At 73.4% G+C, this 14,415-nt stretch carries 12 protein-coding genes and 2 pseudogenes; 9 read left to right on the top strand and 5 right to left on the bottom strand.

The genetic code is table 11. The features are described 5' to 3' along the window. Positions 1 to 243: 243 nt before the first annotated feature. Positions 244 to 1,053 (bottom strand): histidinol-phosphatase, encoded by an 810-nt coding sequence (gene hisN, locus IG02_RS0128540; protein ID WP_030754230.1) that lies wholly within the window; start codon positions 1,051 to 1,053, stop codon positions 244 to 246. A gap of 195 nt (positions 1,054 to 1,248) precedes the next feature. Between hisN and IG02_RS0128535 the strand changes: the two are divergent. After that, positions 1,249 to 1,728, top strand: a pseudogene (locus IG02_RS0128535) (TetR/AcrR family transcriptional regulator); the annotation flags it as partial. Positions 1,729 to 2,233: 505 nt separating this feature from the next. On the opposite strand, the gene IG02_RS0128530 reads toward IG02_RS0128535, so the two are convergent. The 4 genes from IG02_RS0128530 to IG02_RS0128515 form a co-directional block, all read right to left on the bottom strand. Further along, entirely contained in the window at positions 2,234 to 2,557 is a 324-nt protein-coding gene (locus tag IG02_RS0128530; RefSeq protein ID WP_030754225.1) for a DMT family transporter, read from the bottom strand. 138 nt (positions 2,558 to 2,695) lie between these two features. After that, a complete protein-coding gene (gene rsgA, locus IG02_RS0128525) occupies positions 2,696 to 3,706 on the bottom strand; it encodes a ribosome small subunit-dependent GTPase A (protein ID WP_030754223.1) in 1,011 nt (336 codons plus the stop codon). A gap of 4 nt (positions 3,707 to 3,710) precedes the next feature. Further along, positions 3,711 to 5,111 carry a 3-phosphoshikimate 1-carboxyvinyltransferase gene (gene aroA, locus IG02_RS0128520; RefSeq protein WP_030754221.1) on the bottom strand — a complete coding sequence of 467 codons (1,401 nt, stop codon included), beginning with the start codon at positions 5,109 to 5,111 and terminating at the stop codon, positions 3,711 to 3,713. 110 nt (positions 5,112 to 5,221) lie between these two features. Continuing rightward, positions 5,222 to 5,944 carry a M50 family metallopeptidase gene (locus tag IG02_RS0128515; RefSeq protein ID WP_420707799.1) on the bottom strand — a complete coding sequence of 241 codons (723 nt, stop codon included), beginning with the start codon at positions 5,942 to 5,944 and terminating at the stop codon, positions 5,222 to 5,224. A gap of 63 nt (positions 5,945 to 6,007) precedes the next feature. Here IG02_RS0128515 and IG02_RS0128510 point away from each other — a divergent pair, with 63 nt between their 5' ends. The 8 genes and pseudogenes from IG02_RS0128510 to def all read left to right on the top strand — a co-directional run bounded on the left by IG02_RS0128510 (position 6,008) and on the right by def (position 14,381). Next, positions 6,008 to 6,823, top strand: a complete 816-nt coding sequence (locus tag IG02_RS0128510; protein WP_030754219.1) for an SOS response-associated peptidase — start codon at positions 6,008 to 6,010, stop codon at positions 6,821 to 6,823. Positions 6,824 to 7,040: 217 nt separating this feature from the next. Further along, positions 7,041 to 7,664 carry an alpha/beta family hydrolase gene (locus IG02_RS0128505; RefSeq protein WP_030754216.1) on the top strand — a complete coding sequence of 208 codons (624 nt, stop codon included), beginning with the start codon at positions 7,041 to 7,043 and terminating at the stop codon, positions 7,662 to 7,664. Positions 7,665 to 8,042: 378 nt separating this feature from the next. Then, positions 8,043 to 8,726, top strand: coding sequence for a sigma-70 family RNA polymerase sigma factor (locus tag IG02_RS0128500; RefSeq protein WP_030754214.1), 684 nt, complete (start codon positions 8,043 to 8,045; stop codon positions 8,724 to 8,726). Then, positions 8,723 to 9,064 carry a mycothiol system anti-sigma-R factor gene (rsrA, locus tag IG02_RS0128495; protein ID WP_030754212.1) on the top strand — a complete coding sequence of 114 codons (342 nt, stop codon included), beginning with the start codon at positions 8,723 to 8,725 and terminating at the stop codon, positions 9,062 to 9,064. Before IG02_RS0128500 ends, rsrA begins: the two co-directional genes overlap by 4 nt. A 334-nt stretch (positions 9,065 to 9,398) precedes the next feature. After that, positions 9,399 to 10,772, top strand: a pseudogene (locus IG02_RS0128490) (HD-GYP domain-containing protein); the annotation flags it as partial. A 296-nt stretch (positions 10,773 to 11,068) separates the two neighbouring features. Continuing rightward, positions 11,069 to 12,379, top strand: a complete 1,311-nt coding sequence (locus IG02_RS0128485) for an HD-GYP domain-containing protein (RefSeq protein WP_234314939.1) — start codon at positions 11,069 to 11,071, stop codon at positions 12,377 to 12,379. Positions 12,380 to 12,474: 95 nt separating this feature from the next. Then, positions 12,475 to 13,479 carry a tetratricopeptide repeat protein gene (locus IG02_RS0128480; protein ID WP_030754205.1) on the top strand — a complete coding sequence of 335 codons (1,005 nt, stop codon included), beginning with the start codon at positions 12,475 to 12,477 and terminating at the stop codon, positions 13,477 to 13,479. A gap of 215 nt (positions 13,480 to 13,694) precedes the next feature. Further along, the gene (gene def / locus IG02_RS0128475) at positions 13,695 to 14,381 is read left to right on the top strand and encodes a peptide deformylase (RefSeq protein WP_030754202.1); all 687 of its coding nucleotides are present in this window, start codon (positions 13,695 to 13,697) and stop codon (positions 14,379 to 14,381) included. Positions 14,382 to 14,415: the final 34 nt, after the last annotated feature.

Below are 14,415 nucleotides of genomic sequence, written 5' to 3'. Positions count from 1 at the left end.
CGAGTGAGCCGAAGGGGGCGCGGCCGCTGTCGAAAGGGAGAGCGCGCGGAGGTTTGTGAGGTACGAGCAAACCGAGCACGGTCGACCGTCGACAGTGGCATAAAGCGCCCCGGAGGCGAACCGAGCCCTCAAAAAAAGGGGGCTCGCGGCGGTAACCGAAACCTCCCGGGGGCCGTCGGGGGTTCCCCGGCCACCGCCACCGCCACCGCCACCACTCCGCCCCGACGGCCGACCACACCCCGGTTATCGGCCGGCTGTCCCCTCCCGCAGGTAGCCCAGCAGCTCCTCGTGCAGGATCCCGTTGGACGCCGCCGCGTTGCCGCTGTGCGGGCCCGGGGTGCCGTCGAGGCCGGTGAACGTGCCTCCCGCCTCCCGCACGACGATCGCCGGGGCCGCCATGTCCCACAGGGACAGCTCCGGCTCCGCGCACAGGTCCACCGAGCCCTCGGCGACCATCATGTACGGCCAGAAGTCGCCGTAGCCCCGGGTGCGCCAGCAGGCCCGGGTCAGGTCCAGGAAGCCGGGCAGCCGGCCCGTCTCCTCCCAGCCGCTCAGCGAGGAGTACGCGAACGAGGCGTCGCTGATCCGCGCGACCTTCGAGACGCCCAGCCGGGTCGCGGAGGACAGGCTGCGGCCCGTGTAGGCGCCGCCGCCCTTGGCGGCCCACCAGCGGCGGCCCAGCGCGGGGGCGGAGACCACGCCGACGACCGGCTCGTAGCCGCCCTCGGCCGCCACCATCAGGGAGATCAGGGTCGCCCAGACGGGCACGCCGCGGACGTAGTTCTTCGTGCCGTCGATGGGGTCGATGACCCAGCGGCGCGGGCCGGAGCCCTCGATGCCGTACTCCTCGCCCAGGATCGCGTCGCGCGGCCTGGCCCGCTGGAGGTTGCCGCGGATGAGTTCCTCGGCCGCCTTGTCGGCCTCGCTCACCGGAGTCATGTCCGGTTTCGTCTCGACCTTCAGGTCGAGGGCCTTGAACCGGTCCATCGTGGCGGCGTCGGCGGTGTCCGCCAGGACGTGGGCGAGACGCAGGTCATCGTGGTAGTCGGGCATGGTCGTCACAGTATCCACCGCCGGCCGCGCGGGGCCACGGGACCCGTTCCGGAGAGTGACCGGTTCCGGCGGGCGAAGGGCGGTCCGGTGCCCCGGCCCAGGCCTCGCGCGCCATGGCTGATCCATGGCCTTGACAGTGCGCTACCGCCCGTCAACTCTGTGCCCAGAGCTCACCCGGTCCCCGAGGCGGCGACTATGTCTACTGCGTCTACTGCGCGTGAAGCCTTGCTCAGTGCTGCTCTCGCGGCGCTCACCGAGCTCCCCTGGTCCTCGGTGCGCATGGTCGACGTGGCGTCGGCGGCGGGGGTGTCCCGGCAGACCCTCTACAACGAGTTCGGCAGCAAGGACGGCCTCGCCCGCGCGCTGGTGCGCAGGGAGGCCGATCTCTATCTCCACGGGGTGGAACGGCTGCTGGACGGGGGCGGGGACCGCCCCGCTCCCGACCGGCTGGTGGCCCTGGCCGAGTGGACCGTGGGGCAGGCGAGGGCCCGGCCGCTGCTGCGGGCCCTGCTCACCGGGTGCTGGGGGGAGTGGCTGCCCGCGCCGCGCCCCGTGCGGGCCGGGGCCGCGCAGTCGCTCGTCCCGGCCCAGCGCCGGGCGGACGCCGGGGCACCCGCGACCACCGACCTGGTGGCGCTCGTACGGGACAGAACCGCGGCGGCGCTGCGTCACTCCCGTACGGGAGACCACGCACGTCCGGGAGATCGCTCGCGCACCGGCGACCGGTCCTGGCCCACGGACCCGGTCCGGCCCACGGAGCACTCGCGGGCGGCGGACCGTACGGCGGAGCCCGCCCGCCTTCCCAGACGGCCGGTCCGGGGCCGGACGGCCCCCTCCCCGGCTCAGGCACCGGCCCCGCCTCCGGCGGTTCTGGAGCCGGCCGGGAAGGACGCGCCGGGTTCGTGGGGACCTCTGGGACAGCAAGGGCCACAGGGGCAGCAAGGGCTACGAGGGCAGCAATCGCTACAAGGGCAGCAAGAGGCTCAGGCGCCGCAAGGGGTTCAGGGAGCGCCAGGGACTCAGGGAGCGCCGGGGGCGCAGGGAGCGCCGGGCTCGCTTTCTGGCCGGGCCGACCTGCTCCACCGCTGTGAGCTGGCCATACGGCTCGCCCTCGCTCATGTGATCGCGCCGGGCGCGGAGCCGTTCGGGCCCTTCGTCCGTACGGCCGTCACCGCGCGGATCAGTGCGCCGACCCCGAGAGCTGGAGCCCGATGACGCCGACCACCACCAGCGAGATGGAAATGAGCTTGAGCGTGGACACCACGTCCCCGAGGAAGACCATCCCGTAGATCGCGGTACCCGCGGCGCCGATGCCCGTCCAGACCGCGTAGGCCGGACCGACGTCGAGCTTCTTCAACGAGAGCGTCAGCAGCCCGAAGCTGCCCAGCGCGAAGGCGGCGAAGGCGATCGTGGGCCACAGGCGGGTGAAACCGTGGGAGAGCTTGAGACAGACCGCGAAGCCCGTCTCCAGGAGACCGGCGACCACCACCAGCAGCCACGCCATCGTCCAAGACCTCCCCGTTCGTGACCGCTCGGTCCGTCCCGTCCGGTCCGGTCGCCGACGTCCCGTTCGCTCCGTCCCGGCTGGTGCGATTATGCCCTCACCAGCCCTTGCGGGCGGCGATCTCCGCGGTATTCGGTTTCAGTCGCCCTCGCGGCGCTCCCGCGTGGCGAGAAGGCGCCGCAGTGAGTAGAGCCTGGCGGGATCGGCGTGCCCCTCGGCCACCCAGTCGTCGAGCGCGCAGTCCGGTTCGTCGTGGCCGCACGCCCGTGGGCAGCCCTCCGTACCCGGTACGAGATCGGGGAAGGCGAGGATCACCCGGGACGGGTCGACGTGGTGCAGCCCGAAGGAGCGGATGCCCGGGGTGTCGATCACCCAGCCGTCACCCTTGGCCAGCGGCAGCGCGAGAGCGGAGGTGGTGGTGTGCCGGCCGCGCCCCGTGACCGCGTTGACATGGCCGGTGACCCGCCGCCGGTCCTCCGGCACCAGTGCGTTGACCAGCGTCGTCTTGCCGACACCGGAGTGCCCGACGAAGGCGGTGGCCCGGCCGTCGAGGTACTCGCGCATGCGGTCCGCCGCATCCCCGTCCTCCAGCTCGTCGCGCTGGGTGACGACATAGCGGATGCCGAGGGGCCGGTACGTCTCCAGGAGGGCGTCGGGCGGGGCGAGATCGGACTTCGTCAGGACGAGCAGCGGTTCCAGCCCGCCGTCGTAGGCGGCGACCAGACAGCGGTCGATCAGCCGCGGGCGCGGTTCCGGGTCGGCGAGCGCGGTGACCACGGCGAGCTGGTCGGCGTTGGCGACGACGACGCGTTCGTAGGGGTCGTCGTCGTCCGCCGTGCGGCGCAGCACCGAGCGGCGCTTGCCGATCCGTACGATGCGCGCCAGCGTGTCCTTGCGGCCCGACAGGTCCCCGACGAGATCGACCTCGTCGCCCACCACGGCGGCCTTGCGGCCCAGTTCGCGGGCCTTCATCGCGAGGACGGGCCGGTCCTCGACGAGGCAGGTGATCCGGCCGCGGTCGACGGTCAGCACCATGCCCTGGGACGCGTCCTCGTGCTTGGGCCGGATGTTCGTGCGCGGCCGGTTGCCCTTGGGGTTGGGGCGGGTGCGGATGTCGTCCTCGTCGGGGTTCTTGCCGTAGCGCCGCATGCCGTCAGGCTCCCGATCCCGCCAGCATGTCGGCCCACATCCGCGGGAAGTCGGGCAGGGTCTTGGCGGTCGTGCCGACGTTCTCGATCTCCACCCCGTCCACCACGAGCCCGATGATCGCGCCGGCCGTGGCCATGCGGTGGTCGTCGTACGTGTGGAACACGCCTCCGCGCAGCGGGCGCGGGCGGATGTGCAGACCGTCGGCGGTCTCCGTCACATCCCCGCCCAGCCCGTTGATCTCCTTCGTCAGTGCGGCGAGGCGGTCCGTCTCGTGCAGCCGCAGATGGGCGACGCCGCGCAGGGTGGAGGGCGAGTCGGCGAGCGCGGCGACCGCCGCGACACCGGGCGTCAGCTCGCCCACCTCGCTCAGGTCCACGTCGATGCCGCGGATCCGGCCCGTCCCCGTGAAGGTGAGGCTGGAGCCGCCCGCCGTCACGCTGAACTCGCAGGAACCGCCCATCTCGGTGAAGATCTCGCGCAGCGCGTCGCCCGGCTGCGTGGTGCGCTCGGGCCAGTCGGGCACGGTGACCCGGCCGCCGGTCACCAGCGCGGCGGCGAGGAACGGCTGGGCGTTGGACAGGTCCGGCTCCACGGTCAGATCGCGCCCGAGCAGCGCGCTGGGGGAGACCCGCCAGACGTTCGGCTCGCCGCCGGTCTCGGGCTCGTCCACCTGCGCGCCGACGCCGCGCAGCATGTCGACGGTCATCCGGATGTGCGGCAGGGAGGGCAGTACGGCGCCCACGTGCCGCACCTCCACGCCCTGGTTGAAGCGCGCGCCGGAGAGCAGCAGCGCCGAGACGAACTGGGAGGACGCGGAGGCGTCGATCTCCACCGGACCGCCGTCCAGGGCGCCTCCGCCGTGCACGGTCAGGGGGAGCGCGCCCCGGTTGTCGTCGTCGATCCGCGCGCCCAGGGCGCGCAGGGCGTGGATGACGCTGTGCAGGGGGCGTTCGTACGACCGCGGGTCGCCGTCGAAGCGGACGGTGCCGTCGGCGAGCGTCGCGACCGGGGGCAGGAAGCGCATCACCGTACCGGCGTTGCCCACGTCGACCGCGGCCGGCCCGTGCAGCCCTGAGGGGATCACCCGCCATGCCTCGCCGGTGCCGGTGGGCTCGGGGCCGGAGCCCATGCCGCCGGTGGTGGCCGCGCTGGACGACGAGACGGTCTCCTCGATGCCCACTCCCATGGCCCGCAGCGCGTCGGCCATCAGGAGCGTGTCGCGGGAGCGCAGCGGGCGGCGCAGCCAGCCGGGCTCGGCGGCGAGCGCGGCGAGGACGAGGCCACGGTTGGTGACCGATTTCGATCCGGGCACGGCGACCGTCGCCTGGACGGCCCCCTTCGCGTGGGGGGCGGGCCAGAGGGCGGGCTGCACGGACCCGGCGGGCTGCACGGAGCTTTCGGTCATGGCCTTTACTTTAGTGGTTCCCGGATCGCCGCGATCGTGATCAATTGCGGGGAAACAGGGGCGTAATCAGTGAGTGGTAGAGGGGCGGGCGGTGGCCGCCGGACGTACGGTCACAGCCCGAGCAGCCAGCGGCCGCCGCCGATCAGCGAGCAGAGCGACACCGCGTGGAAGAGGAACAGCCACAGCGCGGGCGGGACATGCGTCAGCCGGCCCAGCTGGTCGGCGTCCGAGTCCCCCGCGTGACCGTACCGGCGCTTGGACTGGAGCTCGAACGCCGGGCGCACGCCTCCCAGCAGCAGGAACCAGACACAGGCGTACGCGAACGCCGCCTGCACGTCCGGGCCGGTCAGCCAGGATATGAGCAGGAAGGCGGCGCCGGTGAGGATCACGGTGAGCGCCCCGTACGCATTCCGGATCATCACCAGCATCGCCAGCAGCAGGGCTGTCGTCACCCACAGCAGCAGCGTGATGTGGTGCGCGGCCAGCAGCCAGGCGCCGCCGAGGCCCAGCAGCGGCGGAGCGGTGTAGCCGGCCGCCGCGGTGAGGATCATGCCGAGGCCGGTCGGCTTGCCACGGCTGACGGTCAGTCCCGAGGTGTCCGAGTGCAGCCGGATGCCGTCGAGCCGGCGACCGGTGACCAGGGCGATCAGTCCGTGGCCGCCCTCGTGGGCGATGGTGATCGCGTTACGGGAGAGCCGCCACAGCGGGCGCGGGACGACGACGAGGAGTGCGACGGCGGCGGTCACGTACACCAGCCAGGCCTCAGGGGCGGGCTGCGTTCCGAAGACGCGGGCCCACAGATCTCCGATCGGAGTGGTGTCGATACTGACCATGTGTCGGGCGTGCTCCTCACCTGTGTGCGTCACCTGTGTGCGCGTCGTGGCAGTGTGGCATCTATGTGCGGACGTTATGCGGCGAGCCGGAGACCCGAAGACCTCACCGGCCTGTTCGGGGTGGAGAAGTGGGAGCCCGAGGAGACCCTCGCCCCGGACTGGAACGTGGCCCCGACCAAGGAGGTCTTCGCGGTTCTGGAGCGTCCGTCGAAAGACGCGGCCGAGCCCCGTCCGGTTCGCCAGCTTCGGATACTCACCTGGGGCCTCGTACCGTCCTGGGCGAAGACCCCCGAGGGCGGAGCACGGATGATCAACGCGCGGGCGGAGACCGTGCACGAGAAGCCGTCGTTCCGCAGGGCCTTCGCCGCCCGGCGCTGCATCCTGCCCGCCGACGGGTACTACGAGTGGGTCACCGGCTCCGACGAGCGGCAGCTGGAGGAGCGGGGCAAGCGGAAGCGCCCGCGCAAGCAGCCCTATTTCGTCACTCCGGCCGACGGTTCCGTCATGGCGATGGCGGGCCTGTACGAGTTCTGGCGCGACCGGACCCTGCCGGACGAGCATCCGCGCGCCTGGTGGGTGACCTGCTCGGTGATCACCACGGAGGCGGAGGCCACCCCGCTGGGCGTGGCCCCGGCCGAGGGGCCCGCGTCCCTGGCCGACATCCATCCGCGGATGCCGCTGATGCTGACGCCGGACCGCTGGGACGACTGGCTGGACCCGTCCCGTACGGACCCGGACGACCTGCGGGAACTGCTCGCGCCACCGCCGGCCGGACTGATGCGGGCCTATCCGGTGACGACCGCCGTCAGCAATGTCCGCAACAACGGCCCCGAGCTGCTGGCGGAACTGCCGGCTCCGGAGGAGGCCACGCTGTTCTGACGGCGGTGTCCGTGTGCGTGTGGTGTGTGCGGGGCCTCGCCGGCGGTGCGTCGGCGGTGTTCCGACGGCGGCCTCGGCGGGTGACCTGGGGCGGCGGGGGTGTGTGCGGGCGGCCCCGGGGCGCGCCACCCGGCAGGATGGCCGTGTGACGAGCGAGACAGCAGGCGAGAGCCGGACGGCGGCCGGTGGGCGGTCGGAGCCGCAGCCCCCCGACACCATCGACACCCCCGACACCCCCGTGGGACCGGCCCGGATCACCTGGCACCGGGCGGCGCGCCCCCGGCTGGTCCTGGCCCTGGGGCACGGCGCGGGCGGCGGCATCGAGGCGCGCGACCTGGTGGCCCTCGCCGGGGCGCTGCCCCCGCTCGGGGTGACCGTGGCGCTGGTGGAACAGCCCTGGCGGGTGGCGGGGAAGAAACTGGGGCCGGCGCCCAAGACCCTCGACCACGCCTGGCGGGCGCTGTGGCCCGCCCTGGAGCGAACGGGCCTGCCGGTGGTGGCGGGCGGGCGCAGCGCGGGGGCGCGCGTGGCCTGCCGCACGGCGCGCGAGCTGGGCGCACGGGCCGTCCTCGCGCTGAGCTTCCCGCTGCATCCGCCGGGCAGGCCCGAGAAGTCCCGGGCGGCCGAGCTGCTGGGGGCGGGCGTACCGGCCCTGGTCGTCCAGGGCGGGAACGACCCGTTCGGAAAGCCCGCCGAGTTCCCCGACGAGGCCGGGTACGAGCTGGTTGAGGTGGCGTACGGCGATCACGGGTTCGCCGTACCGAAGAAGGCACCGCTCGGCCAGGACGAGGCGCTGCGGGTCATCACGGGCGCGGTGGCCGGCTGGCTCGACGGCCTGTAGAGGCGCGAGGGTCCCGGCGGCCGCCGGGGGCTCGACGGCCTCCAGGGTTTCGGCGGGCAGCCCGGCTGGGGCGGCCCCCGCGGTGCGGCTCGGCGCCGGGAATGTTACGGGCGGGGTCCCTGTTGTGCTGATCGTCGGTACCGGAATCGGTATCGGCTTCGGCAGGCAGGAACACGAAAGGGAGTCCGTCGTATGGGTTCGACCATGTGCCCGCGTCGTTCGGAAGCCGCTGACCTGGAATGGACGGTGCTTTCCGCGGGCAGGAGCGCTTCCGCCCGGACGTCCGGCGGGGCGAACCGAGAGGCCTCCGGACGGCAAGGTCGACTATTCTCCGACTCACGTGGGTCCGGTTTCGGCCCCGCCACAGCGTTGGAGGAGGTGGGTCAGGTCACTGGGAGCGACGGAGCGACCGACGACGGCCGCGGCGAGATCGAAGAGACGGCGGAGGCGACCGAGACGACCGCCGAGCGCAACGCGAGGTTCGAGCGGGACGCCCTGGGCTACCTCGACCAGATGTACTCGGCGGCGCTGCGCATGACGCGCAACCCGGCGGACGCCGAGGACCTGGTGCAGGAGACCTACGCCAAGGCGTACGGCTCCTTCCACCAGTTCCGCGAGGGCACGAACCTCAAGGCGTGGATGTACCGCATCCTCACGAACACCTTCATCAACTCGTACCGCAAGAAGCAGCGGGAGCCTCAGCGCAGCGCCGCCGAGGAGATCGAGGACTGGCAGCTGGCGCGCGCCGAGTCGCACATGTCGACCGGTCTGCGGTCCGCCGAGTCGCAGGCTCTCGACCACCTGCCGGACTCCGATGTGAAGGAAGCGCTCCAGGCGATTCCCGAGGAGTTCCGCATCGCCGTGTACCTCGCCGATGTCGAGGGGTTTGCCTACAAGGAGATCGCGGACATCATGGGGACACCCATCGGTACGGTCATGTCGCGACTGCACCGCGGCCGCCGTCAGTTGCGCGGCATGCTGGAGGACTACGCCCGTGACCGCGGGCTGGTACCGGCGGGTGTCGGAGAGTCGTCGAACGACGGGAAAGGCTCGGGCTCATGAGCTGCGGAGAGCCGCACGAGACGGATTGCGCCGAGGTTCTCGACCATCTCTACGAGTTCCTCGATCATGAGATGCCCGACAGCGACTGCACCAAGTTCGAGGTGCACTTCGAGGAGTGCTCGCCGTGCCTGGAGAAGTACGGCCTGGAGCAGGCCGTGAAGAAGCTGGTCAAGCGGTGCTGCGGGCATGACGACGTGCCGGCCGACCTGCGGTCCAAGGTGATGGGCCGGATCGAACTGATCAGGGCGGGGCAGACCGTGCCCGAGCATGACGTGACCGCGACAGCGGGCGTCGATTTCCCGGCGTCGCCCGGGGAACGGGGCGCGGGCACGGCGTAACGGGCCGCGGACATGGCGTAACGGGCCGCGGGGCGCGTACAGGGGCGTGTGGCAGGGGGCGGATCGCATCGTGTGCGGTCCGCCCCTTCCGCGTGTCCGTCCGACTCCACCGCTGTTCGCCGTCGGCGTGCCGTCCCGCCGCATGACGTCTTCTGCGCGCCGTCTTCGCCGTCTTCTGTGCCCCGTCTTCTCCATGACGTTGTTGTGCTTATAGCACCGCATGTCGCGGTGTATGTCACTCGAAGGTGCTAATCGCCGCTGTACACCGGTTCCTGATCGCACAACTCGCTAGCCTGACCGTCTGTTTGGGCCCGGCCGAGAGGGGCGAGGACGCGTGAGGGCCATTCCGGGCGTGGCACGGGCGTACATCCTGCTCACCGCCGTATGCGCCGCGGCCTGTGCCGGACCGGCGCTGCGCCCCGGCACCCCCTGGTGGACGGTGGCCCTGCTCGCCGCTCTCTACGCGATCTGCGAGCTGCCCGTACGCCGCCGGCTCCTGGGGCGGGTGCTCGGCGGCGCGGCGCCGGTCATGACCGGCGCGTTCTTTCCCGTCCTGCTCGCGGCGGCCTTCCTGCTGCCGCCCGCGGCCGCGGCGCTCGTGGCCGTGCCCGGCGCGCTCCTCGGCCGGGTCGAGCGGCGGCCGAAGGGCGCCCGGCGTCTCTGGCGGGCCGCACAGCTCTCCGTCGCGACCTGGGCGGCCGCCCGGGCACAGGCGCTGTGCGGCGGGCCGCCTCCGCTCGGCGGAGGCGCCGACGGCGCCGGGGCGCCCGACTTCCCGTACGTCCTGCTGCCCACGGCCGCCGCCGCGCTGACCTTCTGGGCGGTGCTGACCACGCTGGACCGCGGCATCCTCGTCACCGCGGAACGGATGCCCCCGGCCGCCGCCCGGCGCGGGCCGCTGCTGCACTCGCTCGTCCCGCACGGCGTGCACGCGCTCGCCGGGCTGATGATGGCGGTGCTCTGGCGCGGTCCCTACGGCCCGTTGTCCGCGTTCTTCGTGCTGCTCCCGATGTACATCTCGTGCTGGGTGCTCGCCCAGTACCACCACGAGCGCGCCGCCCACCAGGCCACCATCCGGGCGCTGGTCCAGGCGGTCGACATCAAGGACGCGTACACGCGCGGGCACAGCGAGCGCGTGGGCCACGCCTCCGTACTGATCGCCCGCGAGCTGGGCATGGGGAGGGGGCGGATCGAGATGCTCCGCTTCGCCGGGATCCTGCACGATGTCGGCAAGCTCGGCGTGCCGACCCGGGTGCTGCGCAAGGACGGCCCGCTGACGCCGGAGGAGCGGCGGGTGATCGAACTGCATCCCGAGTACGGGCACGAGATGGTGCGCGGCATCGACTTCCTGGGCGAGGCGCGGGCGGCGATCCTGCACCACCACGAACGGCTGGACGGCAGCGGCTATCCGCACGGCCTCGCGGGGCGCCGGATCCCCGAGTCCGCGCGGGTGGTCGCGGTGGCGGACGCCTTCGACGCGATGACCTCGACCCGCTCCTACCGGCGGGGGCGCCCGGTGGCCGCGGCGGTGGCGGAGCTCCAACGGTGCGCGGGGACGCAGTTCGACCCGGACATGGTGGGGGCGCTGGCGCGGGCGCTGGACCGGCACGGCTGGCGGCCGGAGGTGACGGCGGACGAACCGCGGGGCGCGGGGCCGGTGCCGGGATCGGGCGGGGCAGCCGGGACCGTCGGGGGCGTGGGAGCCATGGGGAGCGATCGGTACGGTGGGCCCGGACGGGCCGGGGGGCCGAGAGGAAACGTCCCGGCGGACCGTGCCGCTCCCGGAGTGGCCGAGGACCGCCGCGCCGTCGGCAGCGGCGCGGCGGTCGCGGACGACGGTCGCGCCGGGAACGGCGACGCGGCGGCGAACAGCGGTGCCGCCGGGGACAGCGGTGCCGTCCGGAACGGTGGCGCGGCCCGGAGCGACGGGGCGGCCAGGGGCGGTGACGCGGTCGCGGCCCGTCGTACGGCGGCGGGCGGACCCACTCCCCACGGAGGACCGCGATGAGCGCCGCCCTGCTCGGGACGGTGCCCCGGCGCGGGCGCCGGCGCGCCGTCCTCACGGTCGTCACCGTCCTCACCCCGCTCGGCGTGTACTGCGCCGCCGGCGCGCTCGCCGTCGCCGCGCTCACGCACACCCTCCGGCACGGGCTCGTCGAACCCCGGGCCGCCCTCGCCTTCGGCGTACTGATCGCCCTCGGTGAGCTGGTCCGCGGCGGCGCGCTGCCGGGGGAGCGGGAGCCCGCGCCCCTCGGCGCCGCCGGGGCCCTCGCGTACACCCTGCTCGGTCAGAACGCCGGGCAGCCGACCGGGCACGGCGTGTTCCAGACCGTCGCCGTCGTCCTGGTGGGCTCCCTCGCCGGCGCCGCGCCGCACGCCGTCCGGAGCCGCGGCCGTGGCCTCGACCACCTGGCGCGACGGCTGATCGCCGTCGGATTCGCCGCGGTGTGCTGCCGGCCGCTGTACGGCGCGGCCGGTCTGCGGGAACGGTTCGGCGAGGGCCCGGGCCATGCCGCCGTGCTGCTTCTGCTGCCGGCCCTGACCGCGCTCTGCGACGCCGTACTCACCGCGCTCCTGCTGCGCGCCCGCACCCGCCACCCCTACGGGCCGCTGCTCCGCGACGAGCTCAGGGCGCTGCCGCACCTCGGTTCCGCGGTCTGCGCCACGGGCGTGGTGATCGCGCTCGGCGTCGCCGTCGCCGGGCTCTGGGCGCTGCCGGTGTGCTGTGTCCCCCTGCTGGTGACGCAGCTGTCCTTCCGGCGGTACGCCGCGGTGCGCGCGACGTACCGCCAGACCATCGCGTCGCTGGCGCGGGCCACGGAGATCGCCGGCCACACCCCCGAGGGCCATGCCCGCAGGGTCGCCGAGCTCAGTCTGGCCGTGGGCCGTGAGCTGGGACTCTCAGGGACCGAGCTGACGGTCCTGGAGTACGCGGCCCTCATGCACGACATCGGCCAGCTCTCCCTGGTGGACCCCGTACCGAAGGGCGCCACGGCCCTCCTGCCCGTCGTCGAACAGCGGCGCATCGCCCTGCTCGGCGGCGCGGTGGTCCGGCAGACGGGCGTCCCCGCCGCGGTGGCGGTGGTGGTGGAGCGGCAGGCCGACCCGTACCGGGAACAGCCGTTGCCGGCCCGGATTGTCCGCGTCGTCAATGCGTACGACGACCTGGCCGGGGAATGTGCCTCAGCGAGCGGCCCGCTCGACGCGCTGGAGCGGCTGCGCCTCGGGACGGGGTACGACTATCAGCCCGAGGTGGTGGAGTCTCTTGCGCGGGTCCTGTCCCGAGGCGGTCCGGCCCCAGGTGGGACGGGTTGACCCATGGGTAATGAGCGGGCGTCCGACCGAGCATGGTTGGATGCGAAGAAGAGGATGTCCGGGGCACTGACCCGAGCGACCGGCAGGCGGGAATCGTGAGGATCTTCGGGAAGGTACGGCATCGGCCCTCCGCCTCGTGGCGGCAGGCCACCGACCGCGCGTTCACGCTGATCGGTGACGGCCGGTACGAGGACGCGGGGGCGTTGCTGACGCGCGCGGCGGACCTGGAGCCCTGGCTCTCCGAGTCCTGGTTCAACCTGGCGCTGCTGCACAAGTTCCGGCACGACTGGGAGCAGGCACGCGCGGCGGGTCTGCGGGCGGTGGCGCTGCTGGACCGGGAGTCCGGCGCGCCGGACTGGTGGAACGTGGGCATCGCCGCCACCGCGCTCCAGGACTGGCCGCTGGCACGGCGCGCCTGGCAGGCGTACGGCCTGAAGGTGCCCGGCAACCCGCACAGCGAGGAGGCCAACGGCGAGCCTCTGGGCATGGAGCTGGGCAGTGCGGCCGTCCGGCTGTCGCCGGAGGGCGAGGCGGAGGTCGTCTGGGGCCGCCGGCTCGATCCCGCGAGGATCGAGGTGCTGTCGATCCCGCTGCCGTCGTCCGGCCGGCGCTGGGGTGAGGTCGTCCTGCACGACGGCGTGCCCAACGGCGAGCGCACGACGGCCGCGAGCGCCGACGGCGCCACCCGCGCGTACCCGGTCTTCGACGAGATCGAACTGTGGGCGCCCTCGCCGGTGCCGACCTGGGTGGTGCTGCTGGAGGCGGCCACGGAGGAGGACCGGGACGCGCTGGAACGGCTGGCCGCCGACGCGGGCTTCGCCGCCGAGGACTGGTCGTCGTCGGTGCGGCTGCTGTGCCGGGCCTGCTCGGAGAGCCGGATGCCCAGCGCGGAGGGCGACGGTGAGCACCTCGACCCGCACGACCACAGCGAGCCGGGCCACCCGGGCCCGCTGGGCCACCGCACGCCGGGCGAGCTGTGGGCGCCGGAGCGGGAGTGCGGGATCGCGGCGCCGCCGGGCCTGGTGCGGGGGCTGCTCGACGGATGGGTGGCGGACAGCCCGGACACCCGGGAGTGGCGGGACCTGGAGGAAGTCTGCTGAGACGGGCCGGCCGACCGGCCGTGTCGGGTCGCGAAACCGGTACGGCGGGCCGCCGCCCACCCGGGGAGAGCCGGCCGGCCCGGCGCACGCCATGACGTTCGGTGATACCGCGAACCCGCTGAGCGCCCCCGAGCGCTCCCCGTAGGCTGTACCGGCACCCCACGGATCGTGCGGGTGGCAGCAGCATCGGGTACCGAGGAAGGCGTACTGCGGAGATGGCGCAGCAGGAGACGGACCAGCGGATGGACAGTGAGGCCCCCGAGGCTCCCGTGACCGGGCCGGGGGACGGGACCGCCGTGGACGAGGACGGGTTCGTCGTGGACACGGAGGACGCCGAGGCGCGTGAGCTGGCGCACCGCGAGCGCGGCACATCACGGCCGATCACCGTCGTCGGCAACCCGGTCCTGCACCGGGAGTGCCAGGACGTCACGGAGTTCGACGACAAGCTCGCCGCGCTGATCGACGACATGTTCGCCAGCCAGCGCACGGCCGAGGGCGTGGGGCTCGCCGCCAACCAGATCGGCGTGGACCTGAAGGTCTTCGTCTACGACTGCCCCGACGACGACGGCGTACGGCACGTGGGCGCCGTCTGCAACCCGGTCCTGGAGGAACTGCCGCCCGAGGCGCGCAACCTGGACGACTCCAACGAGGGCTGCCTGTCCGTGCCGACGGCGTACGCGGCGCTGCCGCGCCCCGACTACGCGGTGGTCCGCGGCCAGGACGCCCACGGCAACGCGATCAAGGTGCGCGGCACCGGTTACTTCGCCCGCTGCCTCCAGCACGAGACGGACCACCTCTACGGGCGGCTGTACATCGACCGGCTCTCGAAGCGCGACCGCAAGGACGCGCTGCGGCAGATGGCGGAGAACGAGCCGCGGTACGAGACCGTCCCCAACGACTGAGCCCTGTGCCCCGAGGACTGAGCCGGGCCCGGCG

The sequence above is a fragment of the Streptomyces sp. NRRL F-5135 genome (genome assembly GCF_000719775.1).
In the GTDB taxonomy this organism is placed as follows: Bacteria; Actinomycetota; Actinomycetes; order Streptomycetales; family Streptomycetaceae; genus Streptomyces; species Streptomyces hebeiensis.
Note: the sequence above shows the minus strand (reverse complement) of the source record. Positions and strands in the feature narration are given on the sequence as shown.